Below are 21,050 nucleotides of genomic sequence, written 5' to 3' on the forward strand. Positions count from 1 at the left end.
GGGCGGCAGCGGCGATCAGAGCACGAACGCGTCGGTCCAGAGCGCGCCGCCGCGGCCGGAGAGCGCATCCAGCAACGCCACCGCCTGGTTGTCGGTGAGCTGCGCGACGAAGTCGATGATGGCCCGCCCACGCGCCCGGCCGATCCGGTCCGGGGTGCGCGGGTGCAGCTCCGCCTCGGCCAGCTCGACCAGGTCGTGCAGCCGCCGCGGCAGCCGCGACTCCTCCTCCGGGTCGAGCAGCCACTCCCAGAGCGCCTCCACCAGGGTGCCCAGCAGCCGGGCCTGCCCACGCTGGTGCAGGGCCAGGTCGGGGCGGGCCAGCACGAACCGGTGGTGGACGAACTTGAGCACCTGCACCTCGTGCCACTGCGCCGGCGCGAGCAGCACGTGGCCGGAGCGCACCGATGGCTGGTCGGTGACCGTGATCGCCTCGACGAACCGGGTCGACCAGCGCGCGGAGAAGCGGGCCACGTACTGCTCGGCCTCGATCGAACCGTCGAACGGCATGGCGAGCAGGCCGTCCACCAGCTCCTCCCGGACGTGCTCGACGGCGGCGGCGAACGCCTCGTCGTCGGCCACCCAGGCGTCCTTGCGGTGCAGTTGCCGGCGCAGCCGTTCGATCGCCGCGCCGGGCCGGCGGGCCGAGGTGCCCAGCGCGGCGTCGGTGATCGCCCGGAAGTGCCCGCCCTCCCGCTGCCAGGCCATCAGCTCGGCGGCCACCGCCCCCTGCTGGAGCACCCCGACCCGGTAGAAGTCCTCCACGTCGTGGATGGCGTACGCGATGTCGTCGGCGGTGTCCATCACGGAGGCCTCGACGGTCTGCTGCCAGTCCGCGATCCGGCCGACGAAGGGCTCGCGGGCCTGGCGCAGGTCGTCGACCTCGGTCCGGTACGCGCCGAACTTCGACGAGCCGCTCTCCGGGTCGTCCGGCGGCGGGGTGGCCCCGCGCGGCGGCGGGTCGAGCAGCCGGGGATGCGGATCCGGATGGTCGAGCCGGGTCCACGGGTACTTCAGCATCGCGGCACGCACCGCCGCGGTGAGGTCCAGCCCGGTGGTGGCCGCGCCGCGGATCTCGGTGCTGGTGACGATCCGGTACGACTGGGCGTTGCCCTCGAAGCCGTCGGTGAGCCCGAGCCGCTGCCGGGCCAGCCGGTCCAGCACCCGTTCGCCGAGGTGCCCGAAGGGCGGGTGTCCGAGGTCGTGGGCGAGCGCCGCCGCCTCCACCACGTCCGGGTCGCAGCCGCCGAGCTTCTCCAGCAGGTCACGTTGGCGCTCGTCGGCGGTGAGCCGTTCGGCGATGGCCCGGGCGACCTGGGCTACCTTCAGGCTGTGGGTGAGCCGGTTGTGCACCAGCAGGCCGGATCCGACCGGGCTGATCACCTGGGTGACCCCGCCGAGTCGGGCGAAGAACGGCGAGCCGACGATCCGGTCCCGGTCGGCCCGGAACGGGCTGGCGGCGAGGTCACCGAGGGCCCGGGCGCTGCCGCCGAAGAGCCGCCGAGCGCGCGGCTCCACAGGTGGTTCCATGATCGCCACGCTAGCGCGGCAGAATGCTGGGCGGAAACCACTCCCGAAGGCGGATCGAGATCGTGACCCTCTCTGTTCATCAGCGGATCGCCGAGGAGCTCGGCGTGGCCGAGCGTCAGGTGCGGGCGGCCGTGGAGCTGCTCGACGGCGGCGCGACCGTGCCGTTCATCGCCCGCTACCGCAAGGAGGCCACCGGCCTGCTCGACGACACCCAGCTTCGTACCCTCGAGGAGCGGCTGCGCTATCTGCGCGAGCTGGACGAGCGGCGGGCGGCGGTGCTGGAGTCGATCCGTGGCCAGGGCAAGCTCGACGAGGCGCTGGAAGCCCAGATCATGGCGGCCGACTCGAAGTCCCGGCTGGAGGACATCTACCTGCCGTACAAGCCGAAGCGGCGGACCCGGGCGCAGATCGCCCGCGAGGCCGGGCTGGCGCCGCTGGCCGAGTCGCTGCTCGACGATCCGGCCCAGGACCCGCGGGCCGTGGCCGCCGGCTACGTCGAGGAGGAGAAGGGGGTCGCCGACCCGGCCGCCGCGCTGGACGGCGCCCGGGCCATCCTCATCGAGCGCTTCGCCGAGGACGCCGACCTGATCGGCACGCTGCGCGAGCAGATGTGGTCGCGGGGCCGGTTGGTGTCCCGGGTACGCGACGGGCAGGAGTCGACCGGGGCGAAGTTCGCCGACTACTTCGACTTCGCCGAGCCGTACGCCAAGCTGCCGTCGCACCGGATCCTGGCGATGTTCCGGGGCGAGAAGGAGGGCGTGCTCGACCTGACCATGGAGCCGGAGGAGAGCGGCGAGGCCGACGCGGCGCCGACCGGCCCGAGCCGGTACGAGGCGGTGATCGCCGGCCGGTTCGGAATCAGCGACCAGGGCCGGCCGGGTGACCGGTGGCTGGCCGACACGGTGCGCTGGGCCTGGCGTACCCGGATCCTCATCCACCTCGGCGCGGACCTGCGGATGCGGCTCTGGCAGGCGGCCGAGGAGGAGGCGGTGCGGGTCTTCGCCACCAACCTGCGCGACCTGCTGCTCGCCGCTCCGGCCGGCGCCCGGCCGACGATGGGGCTCGACCCCGGTCTGCGTACCGGCGTGAAGGTGGCCGTGGTGGACGGCACCGGCAAGGTGGTCGCCACCGACACCATCTATCCGCACGAGCCGCGCCGGCAGTGGGACGCCTCGATCGAGACCCTGGCCCGGTTGGCCGGGGCGCACGGGGTGGAGCTGATCGCCATCGGCAACGGCACCGCCTCCCGGGAGACCGACAAGCTCGCCGGTGAACTGATCAAGCGGCACCCGCAGCTGAACCTGACCAAGGTGGTGGTCTCCGAGGCCGGCGCGTCGGTCTACTCCGCCTCCGCGTACGCCTCGCAGGAGCTGCCCGGGCTGGACGTGTCGCTGCGCGGCGCGGTGTCCATCGCCCGCCGGCTCCAGGACCCGCTCGCCGAGCTGGTCAAGATCGACCCGAGGTCGATCGGCGTCGGGCAGTACCAGCACGACCTGTCCGAGGTGAAGCTCTCCCGCTCGCTCGACGCGGTGGTCGAGGACTGCGTCAACGGGGTCGGGGTGGACGTCAACACCGCGTCGGCACCGCTGCTGACCCGGGTCTCCGGCATCGGAGCCGGGCTGGCCGAGAACATCGTGCTGCACCGCGACGCCAACGGCCCGTTCCGCACCCGCGCAGAGCTGAAGAAGGTGGCCCGGCTCGGCCCGAAGGCGTTCGAGCAGTGCGCGGGCTTCCTGCGCATCCCCGGCGGCGACGACCCGCTGGACTCCTCAAGCGTGCACCCCGAGGCGTACCCGGTGGTGCGGCGCATCCTGGCCAGCACCGGGCAGGACCTGCGCTCACTGATCGGCAGGTCGGCGATCCTGCGCGGGCTGCGGGCGACCGACTTCGTCGACGACACGTTCGGCCTGCCCACCGTCACCGACATCATCGGCGAGCTGGAGAAGCCGGGCCGGGACCCGCGGCCCGAGTTCCGCACCGCGACCTTCGTCGAGGGCGTGGAGAAGATCAGCGACCTGATTCAGGGCATGGTGCTGGAAGGCGTGGTGACCAACGTGGCCGCCTTCGGCGCCTTCGTCGACGTCGGGGTGCACCAGGACGGCCTGGTGCACGTGTCGGCGATGTCGCGGACCTTCGTCAAGGACCCGCGCGAGGTGGTGAAGTCCGGTGACGTGGTCAAGGTCAAGGTGCTCGACGTCGACGTACCGCGTAAGCGGATCTCGCTGACCCTGCGGCTCGAGGAGGAGCCCGGCGGCGACGCCGGCCCTCGCGGCGGCGGTCAGGACCGCGGCGGGCGCGCGGGTCAGCGCGGCGCCGGACGCGGCGGTCAGGGTGACCGGGGCGGGGCCCGACAGGGCCGTGGCGGCGCGACGCCGCCGGCCAACGACGCGATGGCCGAGGCACTGCGCCGCGCCGGCCTGGCCTGACCCTCGGGTAACCCGCTCCGACCAACCGACCCGACCCGTCGGCCGGCCGCCGAGGCTGCCCGACGGGTCGGGTCGCGTGCTGTCGACCTGCCCCAGATATGGACACCCACCAGGCCGGCCTTCCGAGCCGCACCGTAGGCCGACGCCGACCGTCCGTTTCTGACTGCCCCAGCAGCACGAGATCCCCCGACGCGGGGCGAGCCGGCCGTCACGAGAGCGGCGCACCGGCGGGGGCGGGGGCGGGGGTGGGTGGATCACCGGGGGCGGGCTGAGCGGCGTACCGTCGGGGCGTGGGTGAGGACGACGGCCTGGACTGGCCGGAGCGGCAGCGGCGGGCGGTGCGGGCCCATGCGGAGGCCGACGCCCGACGGCGGGCGGCCGCGCACGCGCAGGCTGCGGAGATCGTGACCTGGTTCGTGGCCGAGGCCAACCGGCGGGGGCTGCGCCCGACCCGGCTGGTCGCGCGCTCCTACGACGGTCGCGGTCGGTACCGGACCAGGCTCACCGGCTGGTACGTGGACCAGGCCCGCAGCCGGGCGGTCGACGTGGACGGCCGGTTCTTCCTGCTGACGGTGCCGGGCAGCCTGCGAGCCCGGCTGTTCGGCGCGGAGGCCGAACCGAGCCCACCGCCACTGATCGTCGGTGAGGGCGGCCGGGACGGGGAGTCGATCCCGCTGCGGGCCCTGCTCACCCGCCGGCTCGACGCCGGTTCCGACGGCTGACGTTCCACCACCAGAACTGCTGCACGAGCAGGGTGAGCAGCCCGGCGAGCACGATCGCGGCGATGTTGATCACGAGTTGGAGCGCCGAACCGCCCGCTTCGTCCCAGACCCCGTAGGCGCCGGCGACGGCGACGTTCGCGGCGGCCGGCACGGTGGTGACCGAGATCAGCACCCCGACCAGGCTGCCGGACTTCTTCGAGGTCAGCGAGAGCATGCCGGCGACCCCGGCCAGCAGGCCGACCACCCAGGAGAGCGCGTCCGGCCGCCAGATGAAGTCGGTCAGTGGCCGCTCCGCCAGCAGCATCTCCCGGTTGACGAGGCCGGCCGCGGTCAGCGCCCAGGTGCTCAGCGCGGTGGCCACCATGGCGGCCAGGAAGCCCACCACCAGGGCCTGCACCGACCGGACGACGGTGCCCAGCCGCCGGCGTAGCAGCCCGACGCAGAGCGCCGCCAGCGGGCCGAACTCGGGACCGACCACCATCGCGCCGACGATGAGAATCGGCTGGTCGAGCAGGACGCCGATGCCAGCGATCATGGTGGCGACGATGATCAGCACCAGGTAGGTGCCGGAGAGCTCGGTCTGCTCGCCGGTCTTGGCCGCGATCTCGTCCCACACCACCGCGTCGGCGCCGCTGCCGGGCGCCTCCTCCGCCGCCCGGTCGGCTGCCGCGGAGATGGTCAGCTCGACGTCGTCGGCGGCGACACCCCCGCGCGCCTCCACGCCGAGCTGTTGCAGGCCGTGCAGCACGCTGTCGGCGCTCTCCCGGACGACATCGCACTGGATGAGGTCGCCCGGGGGCTGACGGGCGGCGCCGGGCAGCACCACCAGGTGGGTGACCCCGGGCTCGGCGGTCAACAGGTCGGTCACCGCCGCCGACTGGTCCGGCGGAGCGATCACCCTCAGGTGCAGCACACGTCCCCCTCGCCCGGCCGGCGGTTCTCCCCTTGCCCGTCCGGCCGTCGCGACTGTACCGCTCGGGCGCTGATCTGCGCGGACCGCACAAGGTCCGGCGGTAGAGCCGTGTCCGTGCGCGGAGTTTCGTGGTTGATCGGGAGGAAGCAGCCCGACTGTGAGCATTCGGAGTCGCTGCGGCGTCTATGCCTGCTAAAACACTTAAAGAACTTTTTGTCGCATTACCTCGGAGGTCGGAAGGTGCCGCTGCCTGGTGGTCTCGTGAACACCCCCGGTCGCCCCCCACGGCCGATCCGCCCCGATCGGGGTAAGCGGATCGTCGACGTCACGGTGGCGGTCGTACTGCTGGTGCTCGTCTCGCCGGTGCTGGCGGTGGTCGCGGTCCTGGTCGCCGTGGGCCTCGGCCGCCCGGTGCTGTTCCGCCAGTGCCGCATCGGCCTGCACGGCCAGCCCTTCGAGGTGGTCAAGTTCCGCACCATGCGGCCGCCCAACCCCAGCCGGGGCCTGGTCGGCGACGACGCTCGACTGACTCCACTCGGGCGCTGGCTGCGCGCCACCAGCCTCGACGAGCTGCCCACGCTCTGGAACGTGCTGCGCGGCGACATGAGCCTGGTGGGCCCCCGCCCGCTGCTGCCCGAGTACCTCGATCGCTACTCGCCCTGGCAGGCCCGCAGGCACGAGGTACGACCCGGCGTCACCGGGCTGGCCCAGGTGCGCGGGCGCAACAGTCTGAGCTGGGAGGAGAAGCTGGACCTCGACGTGCGGTACGTGGACAGCTGCAGCCCCCGCCTCGACCTGTCGATCCTCCTCGCGACCGTGCGTACCGTGCTGCGCCGCGACGGGATCAACGCGACGGGGTCGGCCACCGCTCCGGAGTTCCTGGGTACGCCGCACCGCCCGGCACTGCCGCAGCGGGATCGGACCCCGGCGTGACGACCTTGCAGGGGGCCGGAGCGGCGAGTCGGCGAGTCCTGCTCTCCCCGCCCGACGTCGGTCCGCTCGAGGAGTCGTACCTGATCGCCGCGCTCCGCTCGGGCTGGGTGGCGCCAGCCGGCCCGGACCTGCAGGCGTTCGAACGCGAGATAGCGGAGCGGGTCGGCACCACGGGGGCTTTGGCGGTCAGCTCCGGCACCGCCGCCCTGCACCTCGCTCTGCTCGGCGTCGGGGTCGGACCCGGCGACGTGGTCCTCGTGCCCACACTCACCTTCGTCGCCACCGCCAACGCGGTCCGCTACATCGGCGCGCGACCGGTCTTCGTCGACTGCGACCCCCAGACCGGCAACGTGGACGTGCAGCTCGTGGCCGCGCTGATCCAGCGGCTGCGAGCGCGCGGCGAGCGGGTCGGCGCGGTCGTCCCGGTAGACATGTTCGGCAGCTGCGCCGACTACGACGCCCTGGTACCGGTCTGCGTCGACGCCGAAGTTCCGTTGGTGGAGGATGCCGCGGAGGCACTCGGTGCCAGCTACCGGGGACGCGCCGCCGGCTCCTTCGGGCGCGTCGCCGCGCTCTCCTTCAACGGCAACAAGATCATGACCACCTCCGGTGGCGGGATGCTCGTCTCGGACGACGTCGCTCTGCTGGCTCGGGCCCGCCACCTCTCCACCCAGGCCCGGGAGCCGACGCCGCACTACGAACACCGCGAGACCGGCTACAACTACCGGCTCAGCAACCTGCTGGCCGCACTGGGCCGGGCCCAGCTGGTACGGCTGGACGGCATGATCGCCCGACGCCGCCAGTTGCGCGACCGCTACGCCAAGCTCTTCGCTCCGGTGCCGGGTGTGCGGCTGCTCGGCGCGGAGGACACCGGGTCGAACTGTTGGCTCACCGTCATCACCGTCGAGCCGGAGCGGTGCGGCTGGCGGGCGGACGACCTCGCAGCCCACCTGACCGAGCGGGACATCGAGACCAGACCGGTGTGGAAACCGATGCACCTGCAACCCGTCCACGCCGGAGCCGAGAGCCTGCTCACCGGCGCCGCGGAGCGGCTGTTCGCCGACGGGCTCACCCTGCCCAGCGGAAGCGCGCTGAGCGAGCCCCAGGTCGGCCGGGTGCTCGCCGCGATCGACGAGTTCCTCACCCTCCGGGCGGGGGGCCCGGCAGCGTGACCACGGGGCTTGTGGTGGTCGGCTGCGGTGGACACGGCCGGGAGGTGCTGACCATCGCCCGGGCGGTCAACGGGGCCGCGCCACAGCCGCTCTGGCAGCTGCTCGGTGTCGTCGACGACCGACCCACCGAGGAGAACCTCAAGCGGCTGCAGCGACTCGACGTGCCGTACCTCGGCGACGTGGCCTGGTTGCGCGACGCCCCGCCGGGCGTGCACCACGTCGTCGGCATCGGAGACCCGCGGATTCGTCGAGCGGTCGGGCGGCGAACCGACGGGTACGGCGTCCCGGCGGCGAGCCTGGTCCACCCGGACGCCACGATCGGGCCGGACACGGAGCACGGGCCGGGGTTCGTGGCCTTCGCGGGGGCCCGGGTCACCACGAACGTCACCCTCGGCCGGCACGTACATCTCAACCAGAACGCCACGGTCGGCCACGACAGCACCCTCGCCGACTACGTCTCGGTCAATCCGCTCGCCGCCGTCTCCGGTGACTGTCACCTCGCCGAGGGTGTCCTCATCGGCACCACCGCGGCCGTCCTCCAGGGCTTGCGGATCGGGCGCGACAGCACCGTCGGCGCCGGTGCCTGCGTCGTTCGGGATGTGCCCGATCAGGTGGTCGTCAAGGGCGTACCGGCCCGTTGACGGACGCCGGGCAGCCCGTCCGCACCAACCGGGACAGGCAGGATATTCGACTCATCCAACCCGAAAACGCCCAACGATGCCGTAAGAGCCTGTAACAAGGACAAAGAGCGTAGAGCTCCTTCTGCCGTGCGGCGGGAGTGGTCGAAAGACGGAACAGGGAGCCAATACATGCCGCAGCACCCCGAGATGACGGCACACGCGGACCGGCGGACGCGACGGGCCAGGGCCCGTCGCCGCACCACCGGCTTCCTCGCCACCGACACCACCGCCTGGATCGGCGGTTTCGTCGCCGCCGTGTGGACCCGGTTCGAGTTCCAGCTTCCCCCCGGCCAGTTGGGCCGGGCCGCGGCGATCGGCGCGGTCGCGGCGATCGTGCACGTGGCGGTGGCGGCGCTGCGTCGCCTCTACTCCGGGCGGCACCCACTGGGCAGCCTGCAGGAGGTCCAGGGCGTCGCCGGTACCACCATCATGACGGCGGCGATCGTCCTGCTCGGCCTGCTGCCCTCCGGCGACCGGCCGGTACCGGCAAGCACCCCACTGGTCGGCGGCGCGCTGGCCCTGCTGTTCATGCTCGGCGCCCGGTTCGCGTACCGGCACCGGCACGATCTCGCCATGCGGCCCGACGTCCGGTCGTCCACGCCCGTGCTGCTGTTCGGGATGGGTGACGCCGGCCAGGGGCTGCTGCGCGCCATGCTGAGCGACCCGCGCGGCCGGTACCTGCCGGTCGGCGCGCTCGACGACGACCCGGACAAGCGTGACCTGCGCATCGGCAGGGTACGCGTGCTCGGCGGACGGCACGACGTGGCCGCCTCGGTCCGTCGCACCGCCGCGAGCACGGTCATCTTCTCGGTGGCGAACGCCGACGCCGCGCTGATCCGCGAGATCCGCGAGGCGACGCTCCAGGCCGGCGCGGCGTTCAAGGTGCTGCCCCCGGTCCGGGACCTCGTCGATCATCGGATCACCGTCACCGACGTCCGTGACGTGCAGATCAGCGACCTGCTCGGCCGTCGCCAGGTGGTCGGCGACCTGCCGCTGAGCACGAACAGCCTGACCGGCCGACGGATCCTCATCACCGGCGCCGGCGGCTCCATCGGCTCCGAACTCTGCCGCCAGGTGATGAAGGCGGACCCGGGTGAGCTGATGATGCTGGACCGGGACGAGTCCGCCCTGCACAGCCTGCAGATGTCGCTCGCCGGACGGGCCCTGCTGGACGGTCCCGAGCTGATCCTCGCCGACCTACGAGACGACGAGGAGATCCGCCGGATCATCCGGGAGCGCCGCCCGGAGATCATTTTCCACGCCGCGGCGCTGAAGCACCTGACCCTGCTGCAACGACACCCGGGCGAGGCGGTCAAGACGAACGTCTGGGGCACCCTGTCGGTGCTGGACGCCTGCCAGGACGTGGCCAAGTTCGTCAACATCTCCACCGACAAGGCAGCCGACCCGATCAGCGTTCTCGGCTACTCGAAGCGGATCACCGAACGGTTGACCGCGCACGCCGCATCCCGGTTCCCCGGGACCTTCCTCAGTGTCCGGTTCGGCAACGTGCTGAGCAGCCGCGGCTCGGTGGTGACGGCGTTCCAGCGTCAGATCGAGGACGGCAAGCCGCTGACCGTCACCCATCCGGAGGTCACCCGCTACCTGATGACCGTCCAGGAGGCCGTCCACCTGGTGCTCCAGGCCGCCGAGATCGGGCGCGACGGAGAGGCTCTGGTGCTCGACATGGGCGAGCCCGTCCGCATCGCCGACCTGGCCCGCCAGATGGCCGAGCACGCGTCCAGCTCCGTGCCGATCGTCTACACCGGCCTACGGCCCGGCGAGAAGCTGCACGAGGACCTGCTCGGCACCGGTGAGATCGACACCCGGCCGTTCCACCCCCTGGTGTCCCACGTGGCCGTGCCGGCGCTCGACCCGATGGAGGCCAGCGGGCTCGACCCGTACGAGGATCCGGCGAAGGTCGTCGAACAGCTCGCGCTGCTCTCCGCCCAGCCGATCGGGCCGATGCTGCACGGTCCCCTGGGCGTGCCACTGTCGTCGCGCTGACCCACCCGCTCCCCGCAGGGGCGGAGCATTCGGCAAGGGGGCATCGCATGCGGTGCCCCCTTACGCCGTGCTGCTCGGCCCGGGAGCCAGGCAGTCATCCCGTTCCCGACCGATGAGCGGGACCGGCGTCGGAGAGACGCCGAGGCCGACGATCGCGGTTGCGGTCGCCGGCCTCGTTCGACGCGGATCAGCGGCGGATGCCCGCCCAGTCGTGGTGCCGGCGGACGGTGGAGAGGATGAAGTCGACCACCCGTCGGGAGGTGTCCGGGACCTGGTAGTCGACCGGACAGGGCACGCCCTGCGCGGCGACCTGGTCCACGGTGACCTGGACGGCCTCGACCACGCCCGCCGGGTCCAGCCCGGTCATGATGATGCCGCCGGCGTCCAGCGCCTCCGGCCGCTCGATCGACTCCCGCAGGGTGACCGCGGGGAAACCGAGGATGGCCGCTTCTTCGCTGATCGTCCCGCTGTCCGACAGCGTGCAGTACGCCTTCGTCTGCAGGTGGACGTAGTCGATCAGGCCAAACGGCTCGTGGAAGGCGATCCCCTCCAGAGCGGCGGCGTCCGGTGCCAACGCCTCCAGCCGCTTACGCGTGCGGGGGTGGGTGGAGACCAGCACCGGGTAGCCCCAGCGGTCGTGGACCGCCCGGAGGCAGTCCAGCAGCTGCCGCAGCCGGGCCGGCTGGTCCACGTTCTCCTCGCGGTGCGCGCTGACCATGAAGTAGCGCCCCGGTTCGAGTTCGAGCTGCCGCAGGATCGGCGACGCGGTTATCTCGGCACGGTAGTGCTCCAGCACCTCCCGCATCGGCGAGCCGGTGTGCAGGATCCGGCGGGGGTGCAGCCCTTCGGCCAGCAGGTTGCGCCGGGCATGCTCGGTGTAGACCAGGTTGAAGTCGGCGACGTGGTCGACCAGCCGGCGGTTGGTCTCCTCCGGCACGTTGAGGTCGAAACACCGGTTGCCGGCCTCCATGTGGTAGACCGGCACGCGCATCCGCCGGGCCATCAGAGCCGCGATACAGCTGTTGGTGTCGCCGAGCACCAGCAGCGCGTCCGGCCGCAGCTCGGCGATCGCCGCCTCCATGCCGACCAGCACGCCGCCCAACACCCGGCCGAGCGAGGAGGTGTCGACCCGCAGGAAGCGGTCCGGCTGGCGCAGCCGCAGCTCGGTGAAGAAGACGTCGGAAAGGGTGCTGTCCCAGTTCTGTCCCGTGTGCACCAGGACGTGGTCCAGCGTGTCATCGAGCCGGGCGATCACCCGGGAGAGCCGGATGATCTCGGGTCGGGTGCCGACCACCGTCATGATCCGGGTCATGCCCGTCCTCTCTCTGCTGCCACCTTGGCCAAGATGTCCTCGAACTGGTCGACGCCCGCGCGCAGCGACATCCGCTCCTGATAGACCTGTCGAGCCCGGCGGCCCATCTCCTCCCGGGCGAAGGTCGGCTGGGCGGCCGCCTCCGCGAACCGGTCGGCGAGGGCCTGCCAGTCCTCGGGCGGGCAGACGAGGCCGACTCCGGTCGACCGGACCAGGCTCGCGGTGTCGCCCGCCACCGACGCGATCACCGGCACGCCACAGGCCAGCGCGGCCTGCAGCTTCGACGGGACAGCGGCGCGCAGGGCCGGCACGTCGCGCAGGCAGATCAGTTGCCACTCCGCGGCGGCGTACAGATCGGCCATCTGCTCGGCCGGACGCCGGCCGACGAACCGTACATTGTCGGCGCCCAGCTCGGCGGCGAGCCGGCGGGCAGCGTCCTCGCCGGCGCCCGAGCCGACCAGCACGACGTCGACCTGATCCCGGACCGCAGCCGCGGCCCGTACGGCCGTCTCGATGCCCTGCAGCAGACCGATGTTGCCGGCGAACATCACGGTGGGGCGCCCGCGATGACCGAGCACCGCGCGGGCCGCTGCGGTGGCCGGCACCGGACGGAACAGCGCGTCGTCGGTCCAGTTCCAGACCACCCGTACCCGGGCCGGGTCGGCGCCGCGCGCCACGACCTGCTCGGCCATCGCGGGCGAGATCGCCACAACCGCGTCCGCCATCCGGTACGTGCGGCGCATCAGCTCGCCGAGCGCACTCGCCAGGGCGCGCCCCTTGCGTCCCGGGGGCGCCATGCCCGAGTGCACCACCGACTCGGGCCACAGGTCCTGGACGTGCAGCACGATCGGCGTCCGCCGGACGGCGTGCAGCAGCGCCGCGGCGGCGATGGAGGTGGGTGGCGGGTGGTAGACGTACGTGACGTCGACGCCGGCGAGCCACCGCACCCCGGCCGCGCTGCTGGCGCCGAAGGAGAGGTGGCTCACGGCCCGCCGCGCGGCCGAGGTGTCATGACTGGGATAGGCGGGCACCCGCCGGATCTCGACCGGCCCGTCGCTCTCCTGGTGCCGCCAGCGTTGCCGCCAGCCGGGAAAGATCCGGCCGTGCGGGTAGCTGGGGAAGGTGGTGAGCACCCGGACCTCGTGACCGCGGTCGGCCAGTTGGTCGGCGAGGTTGCCCGGAATGAAGACCCCCTCCGGGGGATACCACTGGCTGACCAGACCGATCTTCACGCGCCGACCGCCACCGGCGCCGGCCGGGCCGCCTCCACCGGCTCAGGCCAGGTGTCCGGCCGATCCGGGTCGAAGAGCTCGTTGGTCCAGAACATCGTCACCAGCTCGTCCGGCCCGGTGTTCACCAGCTTGTGCACCCACATCGTGGGCATGTCCACCAGCACCGGCTCGTCGCCGTTCACCGGAAAGCGCACCACCTCGGCATCGCCCACCCGGCGCAGGCTGATCTCGGCCGAGCCGCGCAACACCACGAACCGCTCCACCTTCGCCAGGTGGAAGTGCTCGCCGCGGGTGATCCCGGGAACCGTGCTGGAGCAGAAGGTCTGGCCGGCGCCGCCGTGCGCCTTGACCGTCTCGACCAGCTCACCGCGGGCGTCCGCCCGGCGGGGCAACGCCAGCGGATAGTGCGCCGGAAAGCAGTGCGACCGGTAGGTGTTGAACAGCCGCACGTCGTGCCGCTCCAGCAGGGGCGGGATCTCCCCCGTCCGGTACGTAGCGGCCATCCCGGCGAGCCGGTCGGCCAGGGCCTGGACACCGATCCGCAGCGCCGGCATGGCCGGGTCCCACGACCCGCCCAAGGGCATGCCGATGAGCCGGGCGGCGGCGTCGGTCACGTGCACCAGGCTCAGCTCCCGGTCGGCGTGCACCTCTGGCCGCCCACCCTCGGCCAGCAACCGACAGAAGGTCGCCACCGCCGAGTTGTAGTAGGGCCGACCGTGTTCGCCGTACAGGTTCGGCAGCAACACGTCGTCGAGGTCGACGCCGGTGTCCGCCAGCACCCGGGCGGCGGTGGCCTTGGCGTCGCCGTACGAGGTGCCGTTGCCGGCCTGCACCGAGTTGGCGTAGACCACCCGAGCCGGCGGGTTCGCGCAGTGCTTGAGCCCGGCGGCGAGCTGCGCGGCGAGCTGCACGTTTCCGGCGGCTACGTCCGCCGGCTCCCCCCGGTTCACACCGGCCAGGTGCAGCACCCGGTCGACCCCGGCCACCTTCGCGGCGATCATGCCGGGGTCGGCGAGGTCGGCGCGCGTGAGCACGGTCGGCTCCGGCCAGCCGAGCGCACGCAGCAGCACCCGGACGTGCCAGCCGAGGAACCCGCCGGCCCCTGTGACGGCCAGCTTCAGCACGCCAGCACCGGGTCCCGCAGGGCCAGCTCAGCGCGGACCTCGGGCAGCGTCTTCAACAGCTCGATGATCTCGGGTACGCCGAGCCGCGGCGCGTTCGCCGAGTTGAAGTCCTCGGCCGGCCCGCCGCCGAGGTCACCCTCGGAGACGTAGAGCGCGTAGTTGAGGTTGCGGCCGTCGAGTGGCACCCGGAGGAAGTCGCCGAAGTCCTCGGCCTGGGCGAGTTCCTCCCGGCTGGCCAGCGTCTCGTCCTGCTTCTCGCCGTGCCGTACGCCGATCACGTCGAGCTTGGCGGGCACGTCGAAGAGCTGGCAGACCGCCTCGGCCAGGTCACCGACGGTGCAGGCGGCGGCCTTGCGGATGAAGATGTCACCGGGTCGGGCGTGCTGGAAGGCGTGCTCGACCAGCTCGACCGAGTCGGCCAGCGACATCAGGAAACGGGTCATCCCCGGGTCGGTCACCGTGGGCGCCCGACCCGCCTTGATCTGCTCGATGAAGAGCGGGATCACCGAACCGCGCGAGTACATGACGTTGCCGTACCGGACGCAGGAGACCGTGGTGGCGCTGTTCGGGTTGTTCCGGGCGTGCGCCTGGGCGACCTTCTCCATCATCGCCTTGCTCATGCCCATCGCGTTCACCGGATAGACGGCCTTGTCGGTGCTGAGCACCACCACCGAGCCGACCCCGTTTCGCTCCGCGGCCTCGACGACATTGCTGCTGCCCAGCACGTTCGTCCGGACCGCCTCGAGCGGAAAGAACTCGCACGAGGGCACCTGCTTGAGAGCGGCGGCGTGGAAGATGTAGTCGATGCCTCGGCTGGCCTTGAGCACCGAGTCGTAGTCCCGCACGTCGCCGACGTAGTAGCGGACCCGCTCGTCGCCGAGCAGCCGACGCATGGCGTCCTGCTTGGCCTCGTCCCGGCTGAGCACCCGTACTTCACCGACCCCCCGGTCGAGGAGGCGGCGCACCATGGTCTGGCCGAAGGAACCCGTACCGCCGGTGATGAGCACCCGGCGTCCGGTGGTCAAGTAACTCACTGACGCTCCGTTCGTTCATGGTGGCTCGCGTAGGCCCTGCTGGTCGGGGCCGTGATGCGGCCACAACTGCCGCAACGAGCGGTACCCAGGTGGAGAAACGCCCAGAACGGGCTTAACGGAATAAGTTGTTTGGTCCGGATCCCGACTTCGCCAACGTGCGCCCAGTCGGCCGGCCGATCGGACCGGACACCGCCGTGAACGGCCGCGAACGTCGGGCGGCGTGCGGCCGGTTGCGGCCAACCAGGTGGCTCGGCGCCGCCGGCCCGGAAACCCGCCAGCCGATCAGCAGGATCACCGCGGCGAGCACCAGCAGACGGCCACCGCCACGGACGACGTAGGTGAAGCTGCCTACCCACAAGAAATCGAACAGACCGACCGCGGTGACGATCGCACCGGCGTAAGCGCCCACGGCATACGGCGTCGTCAACGGACTCGACGACGCCCAGGCCAGAAGCCTGTCGATGAACCTGACAGCGAGGCCGATCGCCGGGATCATCAACCCGAGCCCCAGCAGGCCGAAGTTGTACAACCACTCACCGTGCGCAAGCGCTGCCGCGGAGTGCCCCGTGCCGACCAGTTCGGGCGACAGAAACGTGACGAGGTCCGCACCGAAGCCGACCGGCTTGCCCTCCCACAGCGCGCGGGGCACCAGGCCGACGGCCGCGTTGGCAAACGTCTCCCCCCAGCCCCGCGGCAGCAGCCCTACCTCGTTCAAACGCAGGAGCTGGGCGAACGAGTGAAGCGGACTGATCGCGGACCCGAATCCATCCTGGTCGGCCATCAACGGTGAGCCCTGTGAACCGGTGGCACGGAGTCCGGCGAGGAACAGCAGCGCCGGTGCCGCTCCACCAAGGATGAGGAGCTTCGTGTACGGCCGCTGATCACGGTGGGCCGATATCACCAGCAGCGCGAGCGCCAGCGTACCGACCACGATCCGTCCGAAGCCGTTGAAGAGGTAGGTGAAGTAGAGCGCGAAGGCGATGAGGAGAACCACTCCCCAGAGGAACGTGTGGCGGGCCAACGGCCCCCGCAACAGCCCCACGGCCAGGAGGACGACACCGACAAAGCCGACCGGATTGGCCACTGGCAGCGCATCGGGTGCGACCATCGCCGTGGCCACCGCGAGCACCAGCAGGAGCAAGCCACACTTCACCGCCCACCCAGCCGTCTTTCCGTCCGCCTGCCCGGCACTCGTCGTCAGCCGGTGCGGCGCGCTGCCGCTCCAGAACAACAACCATGTCACCACCTGAGCGAAGTAGCAGATGGCGACGGCGGTGAAGAGCGGGATGCCGGGATCGACCGTCCATGCCTTCACCGTTTGATAGAGCCCGCTGAACCCGACGAAGAAGGCGAAGGCGAGGTTGTAGAGCCCGACCGCCGTGATCCGGCGACCACCGTCGCGCCAGAAGACCCACGCGCCGAAGAGGGTCGCCAGCAGGCTCATCGCGAGATTTCCGTCCCTGCCCCAGTCGGTCGGGATGTTCCGCTCGAAGAGCAGGCACGCCACGCCCAACCCGAGCCAGGCGAGCCCGGCGAAGCAGCGCCAGAGACCGCTGGTCGGAGTCCGCGCGCGATCGTCGGGCACCCCGCGCGCATGACGCGGCCGTGCGCCTCGATCCCCGTCTGCCATCGCCCGCGCCCCTGCCAATGAGTCCATGAGAGCGGAGCATATATTCGGACATCTAACTCGGGCGCTTCTCTCACGAATTTCGGGCCGGTCTTCGCGACGCCACTTCGCGCTGATCCCCCCGGCGTCACCGATTCACACCACCATCGTTAGCCGAGCGTGGCTGAAACCTTCGACGTGCTGCGCGAAACCAGCACCCCAGCAGCCGCGAATGGAATTCATGATCTCCTCCCGACGGTGCACGACCGGCGAGACATCGCACAGCCCGCGGAATCGACCCCCGTACGGCCCTACTCCGTGCTGCTGACATGCGACTTCTTCGAACCGGGATTCCGCGCCGGAGGCCCAGTTCGATCCGTCGCCCAACTACTCGACGTCGTATCGCCGGCGATCAAGGTGACCATGGTGACGAGGGATCGCGACCTCGGCTCGACAGAGGCGTATCCCGGGCTCTCTGGTCGCTGGACGCAACGGGGCCAGGCACGGATCTACTACCTCGACACACGTCGTCTCCGCCAGTGGTACGGGTTGCTGAAGATGCTCCGGTCGACCAGATTCGACCTTCTCTACGTCAACAGCCTCTGGGCGACGTCGTCGATTCTGCCGATTCTGGCGGCGCACGCGCGCATCATCCGGGTCCAACGGATAGTCGTCGCTCCGAGAGGCGAAGTGGCGGCGAGCGCGCTCGGCGTCAAGAGCCGGAAGAAGAAATTGTTCCTGCGCGTTTGGCGACCCATTCTCAAACGACTCGGAGTGCGTTGGCACGCAACCAGCCCGCACGAAGCGCAGCTGATCCGAAACGTCTTCCCGTGGGCCCGGGTCGAGATCCGCCGCAACGAGGTGTCACTTCCGCCGGAGCCCATCCCACCGAACGATATCGACGGGCCCCCACGGCTCGTATTCATCGGTCGCATCAGCCCGATCAAAAACCTGTCGACGGTGATCGAGGCGCTCGCACTGGTGACGCGGCCGGTCGTGTTCGATGTCTACGGTCCGCTTGAGGACACATCGTACTGGGCCGAATGCCAGCGTCTTGCCCAGCGGTTGCCAGAATCCGTGACGTTCTCCTACCGGGGGGAACTCGCACCCCACGAGGTTCGGTCCACCTTCGCGCGGTACGACCTGTTCGTCTTCCCGACCCAGGGAGAGAACTTCGGCCACGTCATCGCCGAGAGCCTCTCCGCGTCGTGCCCGGTCATCTGCTCAGACCAGACACCCTGGAGCCCGGTGCTCCAAGAGGGCGGTGGAGCCGTCCTGAGCGATGTCACGGCGGCGACCCTGGCCCGCCAGATAGACCAGTTCGCCCGGCATACGCCGGGGGAACGAATCGAGGCTCGCCGCGCGGCGGGGCAGGCCTATCGGTCCTGGCGGGCCGAGTCCGCGGGGCCGAACATCCTCGACCGGATCAGGTTGACCGTCGTCGACGATCGCTGAACGGCGGCCGGTGCCGCGCCGCCGTGAAAGGACCACGATTGAAGGAACGGTTGACTCCGGATCAGGGGCTCTCCGAGCCCACCGAGTCTGTCCGGTCCCATGGAAGCCGCCGGGCGGGGGTACGGTCCAACACCATCGTGGCGTCGGTGTCCAGCCTGGTGAGCGGGCTGTTGAACGCCGGAATACTCGCGTACAGCGCGCGGCAGGGCCAGACCGCCGAGATCGCGGCCTACAGCGTCATGACGGCCGCGCTGACCTGGGTGGCGAACCTGGTCATGGGCGGATCATCCTTGCTGTACGTGTCCGGAAATGACGAGGAACGTCGCGCGGCCCACAGCCAGCGGCTATTGGTGGCGGTACCGGCTATGGCCACCGCCACCCTGCTGATCGCCGCGTTCTATGTCGACGAGGGATACGGCTTGTCGGCCCTGATCAGCGCTGGCGGAGTAATGATCTTCAACAGCCTCGCCGACCTGCGCTTCGGTGACCTCGCGCGGCAGATGCGCTTCATCGCGGCTTCCGCAGCGATAACCGCCACCCGACTCCTTTCCATGGTGCTGCTGGTCGCCGGCACGCCGCTGACCACCGCGCTGCTGGTTGGCGCCGCCACCTACCTGCTCACCACGGAGATCCTGGCCTGCCGGGGGCCGACCGCCGCACCTCCCATGTGGAGTGGACTGTCGTTGCGGGCCGCCGGACGCGCCTTCCGGTTGAGCCGGCCACTGTTCACCTACAGCCTCGCCGAGGCGTTCAACGGCCGAGCCAGCACGGTCGCTCTCTCCCTGGTCGCGAGCCCTCAGGTCGTGGGCTGTTTCGGTGCCCTGGTCAATATCTACCAGGCGCTGGTCGCCGTCACATTCAGCGGACTCCGGGTGCCCATGGCGATTCGGACCCGACGACGACACAACCTCGGGCCCACCGAAGCGGTTGGCCGCGAGAGCGAGACAATCGCCGTCATCGGTGCGACCGTCATCGCCGCTGGTGTCATCGCCACCGCGCCATGGCTCACGACGAGTCTGCTTGCGCTGCCGATCCCCGGGTCGGCACTCTGGCTGCAACTGCTGGCGCTCGCCCTCCCGTTCACCACCATGAACCGCGCCTTCACGCTCAACCGCATCGGCGACGGGAAATACGGCGCCGCGACCCGTCTAGCTCTCTTGATCGGTCTACTCCTGGGCGGCGCACTGCTCATCCAGGCGGCGACGCTCGGCCCGACTGGCGCCGCTGGCGCGACGGCCGTCGCGGAGATGCTGGTCGCCGGGGTCCTCCTGCTGGCCGCGGTGACGCGTCGATACCGCAGGCGTGGGTCCCACCGGCCCAGGGCGGTCACTTCGGATCAGCAACGTCAGCCGGCACCGCCCGCCCATCTGATCGACAGGTGAGGTCGGCAGGCAGGAAATCGAGCGGACACCATGGCGGCAGGAACGAGGGGCTCCGTCGCCCACGGTGCGTTCGGTGCCGCTCGGGTTCGTCGGCGTTGTCGTGGCGGTCGTGCTGGAAGGTGCTCCCTCGGATCAGGACACGAACAGGGCGTGCTTACCGGCACGGGTGCGGGCCTGGTCGGCGACCTGGTGGAACGTGATCGAGTCGGCGCGAAGATCGGGATGGTCCTTCCTCAACTCCCGCGCGAAGTACAGGCTCACCGCGCCCAGATCAAGCTCGTGGTCGGCCTGTACATAGATGTGCAGCGCGTCAGGTCGCTCCTGGCGGAACTGGACGCCGACGATTCCCGGGTAGGTCTTGAGGATGTGCACCGGCAGGATCGGTGATAGGTCGAGCGTCCCGTGCGCCGAGGCGACTTGGACGATCTCCTGCCGTCGGCCGAGGACCGAGCGGAACTCGAGGGCGTTGCCGTCGACGGCATCAGCTGACTCGACCCGATCCCCGATGGAGTAGTTGACCAGCGGAAACAAGCGGTCGTCGAGGGTGGTGACCGCGAGCGAACTGTCATCGGCGACGAGGCAGATGAAGCTGTCCCAGATCACCTGGATGGGTCGTGCCTGATCACGGGACATTGCCACCAGGCCGGTCTCCGCGGCGCCGTACTCGATGACCGCACTTGCTCCGAAGACCCGCTCGATCATCGCGATGTCCGCGTCGCTGGCCGTCTCCGCGGTGAGGATCACCGCCCGCAGCTGACTCATGTCACCGAGGTGCAGCCTGTTGCGCTCGATGTAGCGGGCGACTTTGAATATTGCCGAGGTGTATCCGACAAGCAACACGGGACGGCGGGACCGGATCGCCTCGTAGTGTCCTCGAAGCGCGGGATCGCTGAGGTCGTAGGCGTTCAGCCGAGTGATGTTCACCAGTCGGTCGGCAGCACCACGCTGCACCCGAGCGATCCGGCTACGTATCCCGTCGCCGAACAGGTGCGAGTGCCCCCAGAGCAGGATCTGTGGCTCGAACGGCCGAACTCCCCGCCAAGCCCGCCCGAGGTAGTTGTTCGCCCACCGATCGGTCGACTCGCCCGGCCCCCGAGGGAACCGGGTGGGCTGGCCGGTGCTCCCTCCGGTGCTGTAAGCCTGCTTCGACGAACCTCCTGCGAAGACCTCGGCAGAGCGGCTTATCAGCAGATCCTTGTCCAGGGTCGGGAAGTGGCGGAGATCCGACGGCCGAGAGATGCCGGTGGGCAGACCGTGCTCCTTCCGCCACGACTGGTAGAACGGCACCCGGGTCAAGCAGTACGCCCAGATCTTGTTGAAGCGTTCGACCTGGATCCGCTCGATCTCGGCGCGGGACAATGGCTCGTTGTAGAGGGCGATCTTCCGCTCGAGCCGCCTGCGGCGCTCCGCGAACAGCCACCCGCGCTCTATCAGCGCACGCACGTTGAATCGCCTCCCGGCTCCGCTGCCACCCCTAGGGAGCAGAGCTGACTCCACCAGCCCGCTCGTTCATCAGCAACCCTTTCAA

At 70.6% G+C, this 21,050-nt stretch carries 15 protein-coding genes and 1 pseudogene; 8 read left to right on the forward strand and 8 right to left on the reverse strand.

The features are described 5' to 3' along the window. Nucleotides 1-15 precede the first annotated feature (15 nt). Nucleotides 16-1,527 carry a dGTP triphosphohydrolase gene (locus ACIP9D_RS24050; RefSeq protein ID WP_350873106.1) on the reverse strand — a complete coding sequence of 504 codons (1,512 nt, stop codon included), beginning with the start codon at nucleotides 1,525-1,527 and terminating at the stop codon, nucleotides 16-18. Here ACIP9D_RS24050 and ACIP9D_RS24055 point away from each other — a divergent pair. Together ACIP9D_RS24055 and ACIP9D_RS24060 are read left to right on the forward strand one after the other, a co-directional pair. After that, nucleotides 1,526-3,953 (forward strand): annotated as a pseudogene (locus ACIP9D_RS24055) (Tex family protein). The gene ACIP9D_RS24050 and the pseudogene ACIP9D_RS24055 overlap by 2 nt on opposite strands. Before the next feature lie 290 nt (nucleotides 3,954-4,243). Beyond that, complete coding sequence (locus ACIP9D_RS24060) at nucleotides 4,244-4,675, forward strand: hypothetical protein (protein ID WP_350873107.1); 432 nt, start codon at nucleotides 4,244-4,246, stop codon at nucleotides 4,673-4,675. On the opposite strand, the gene ACIP9D_RS24065 is transcribed toward ACIP9D_RS24060, so the two are convergent. Then, entirely contained in the window at nucleotides 4,641-5,588 is a 948-nt protein-coding gene (locus tag ACIP9D_RS24065) for a DUF389 domain-containing protein (RefSeq protein WP_350873108.1), read from the reverse strand. The genes ACIP9D_RS24060 and ACIP9D_RS24065 overlap by 35 nt on opposite strands. Before the next feature lie 261 nt (nucleotides 5,589-5,849). Between ACIP9D_RS24065 and ACIP9D_RS24070 the strand changes: the two genes are divergently transcribed. From ACIP9D_RS24070 to ACIP9D_RS24085, 4 genes are all read left to right on the forward strand, one after another. Then, nucleotides 5,850-6,521: a sugar transferase gene (locus tag ACIP9D_RS24070; RefSeq protein ID WP_350873109.1), complete on the forward strand. Its 672-nt coding sequence runs from the start codon at nucleotides 5,850-5,852 to the stop codon at nucleotides 6,519-6,521. Next, complete coding sequence (locus ACIP9D_RS24075; RefSeq protein ID WP_350873110.1) at nucleotides 6,518-7,693, forward strand: aminotransferase class I/II-fold pyridoxal phosphate-dependent enzyme; 1,176 nt, start codon at nucleotides 6,518-6,520, stop codon at nucleotides 7,691-7,693. Before ACIP9D_RS24070 ends, ACIP9D_RS24075 begins: the two co-directional genes overlap by 4 nt. Beyond that, on the forward strand, nucleotides 7,690-8,334 hold the full coding sequence (locus tag ACIP9D_RS24080; protein WP_350873111.1) for an acetyltransferase: 645 nt from the start codon (nucleotides 7,690-7,692) through the stop codon (nucleotides 8,332-8,334). Before ACIP9D_RS24075 ends, ACIP9D_RS24080 begins: the two co-directional genes overlap by 4 nt. Before the next feature lie 168 nt (nucleotides 8,335-8,502). Next, nucleotides 8,503-10,377: a polysaccharide biosynthesis protein gene (locus ACIP9D_RS24085; RefSeq protein ID WP_350873112.1), complete on the forward strand. Its 1,875-nt coding sequence runs from the start codon at nucleotides 8,503-8,505 to the stop codon at nucleotides 10,375-10,377. A gap of 187 nt (nucleotides 10,378-10,564) precedes the next feature. Here the strand turns inward: ACIP9D_RS24085 and wecB are convergent, their stop codons facing one another. The 5 genes from wecB to ACIP9D_RS24110 form a co-directional block, all read right to left on the reverse strand. Beyond that, nucleotides 10,565-11,689 (reverse strand): non-hydrolyzing UDP-N-acetylglucosamine 2-epimerase, encoded by a 1,125-nt coding sequence (gene wecB, locus ACIP9D_RS24090; RefSeq protein ID WP_350873113.1) that lies wholly within the window; start codon nucleotides 11,687-11,689, stop codon nucleotides 10,565-10,567. Continuing rightward, nucleotides 11,686-12,921 carry a glycosyltransferase family 4 protein gene (locus ACIP9D_RS24095; RefSeq protein ID WP_350873114.1) on the reverse strand — a complete coding sequence of 412 codons (1,236 nt, stop codon included), beginning with the start codon at nucleotides 12,919-12,921 and terminating at the stop codon, nucleotides 11,686-11,688. The genes wecB and ACIP9D_RS24095 overlap by 4 nt, the downstream gene beginning before the upstream one ends. Further along, nucleotides 12,918-14,045 (reverse strand): NAD-dependent epimerase/dehydratase family protein, encoded by a 1,128-nt coding sequence (locus tag ACIP9D_RS24100; protein ID WP_350873115.1) that lies wholly within the window; start codon nucleotides 14,043-14,045, stop codon nucleotides 12,918-12,920. Before ACIP9D_RS24100 ends, ACIP9D_RS24095 begins: the two co-directional genes overlap by 4 nt. Then, nucleotides 14,039-15,079 (reverse strand): SDR family NAD(P)-dependent oxidoreductase, encoded by a 1,041-nt coding sequence (locus ACIP9D_RS24105; protein WP_350873116.1) that lies wholly within the window; start codon nucleotides 15,077-15,079, stop codon nucleotides 14,039-14,041. Before ACIP9D_RS24105 ends, ACIP9D_RS24100 begins: the two co-directional genes overlap by 7 nt. A gap of 112 nt (nucleotides 15,080-15,191) precedes the next feature. Next, nucleotides 15,192-16,736, reverse strand: a complete 1,545-nt coding sequence (locus ACIP9D_RS24110) for a hypothetical protein (protein WP_350873117.1) — start codon at nucleotides 16,734-16,736, stop codon at nucleotides 15,192-15,194. A 129-nt stretch (nucleotides 16,737-16,865) separates the two neighbouring features. Here ACIP9D_RS24110 and ACIP9D_RS24115 point away from each other — a divergent pair, with 129 nt between their 5' ends. Together ACIP9D_RS24115 and ACIP9D_RS24120 are read left to right on the forward strand one after the other, a co-directional pair. Beyond that, nucleotides 16,866-18,140 (forward strand): glycosyltransferase family 4 protein, encoded by a 1,275-nt coding sequence (locus ACIP9D_RS24115; RefSeq protein ID WP_350873118.1) that lies wholly within the window; start codon nucleotides 16,866-16,868, stop codon nucleotides 18,138-18,140. Between the two features lie 146 nt (nucleotides 18,141-18,286). Then, complete coding sequence (locus ACIP9D_RS24120) at nucleotides 18,287-19,522, forward strand: hypothetical protein (protein WP_350873119.1); 1,236 nt, start codon at nucleotides 18,287-18,289, stop codon at nucleotides 19,520-19,522. A gap of 132 nt (nucleotides 19,523-19,654) precedes the next feature. On the opposite strand, the gene ACIP9D_RS24125 is transcribed toward ACIP9D_RS24120, so the two are convergent. After that, complete coding sequence (locus tag ACIP9D_RS24125) at nucleotides 19,655-20,965, reverse strand: hypothetical protein (protein ID WP_350873120.1); 1,311 nt, start codon at nucleotides 20,963-20,965, stop codon at nucleotides 19,655-19,657. Nucleotides 20,966-21,050: the final 85 nt, after the last annotated feature.

This window comes from Micromonospora sp. NPDC093243, from assembly GCF_044753725.1.
Lineage (GTDB): Bacteria > Actinomycetota > Actinomycetes > Mycobacteriales > Micromonosporaceae > Micromonospora.

Bases quoted from the DNA above. Each gene is read 5' to 3' on its own strand.
- ACIP9D_RS24050 (WP_350873106.1), bottom strand. From the start codon at position 1,527: ATGGAACCACCTGTGGAGCCGCGCGCTCGGCGGCTCTTCGGCGGCAGC.
- ACIP9D_RS24085 (WP_350873112.1), top strand. From the start codon at position 8,503: ATGCCGCAGCACCCCGAGATGACGGCACACGCGGACCGGCGGACGCGA.
- wecB (WP_350873113.1), bottom strand. From the start codon at position 11,689: ATGACCCGGATCATGACGGTGGTCGGCACCCGACCCGAGATCATCCGG.
- ACIP9D_RS24110 (WP_350873117.1), bottom strand. From the start codon at position 16,736: ATGGACTCATTGGCAGGGGCGCGGGCGATGGCAGACGGGGATCGAGGC.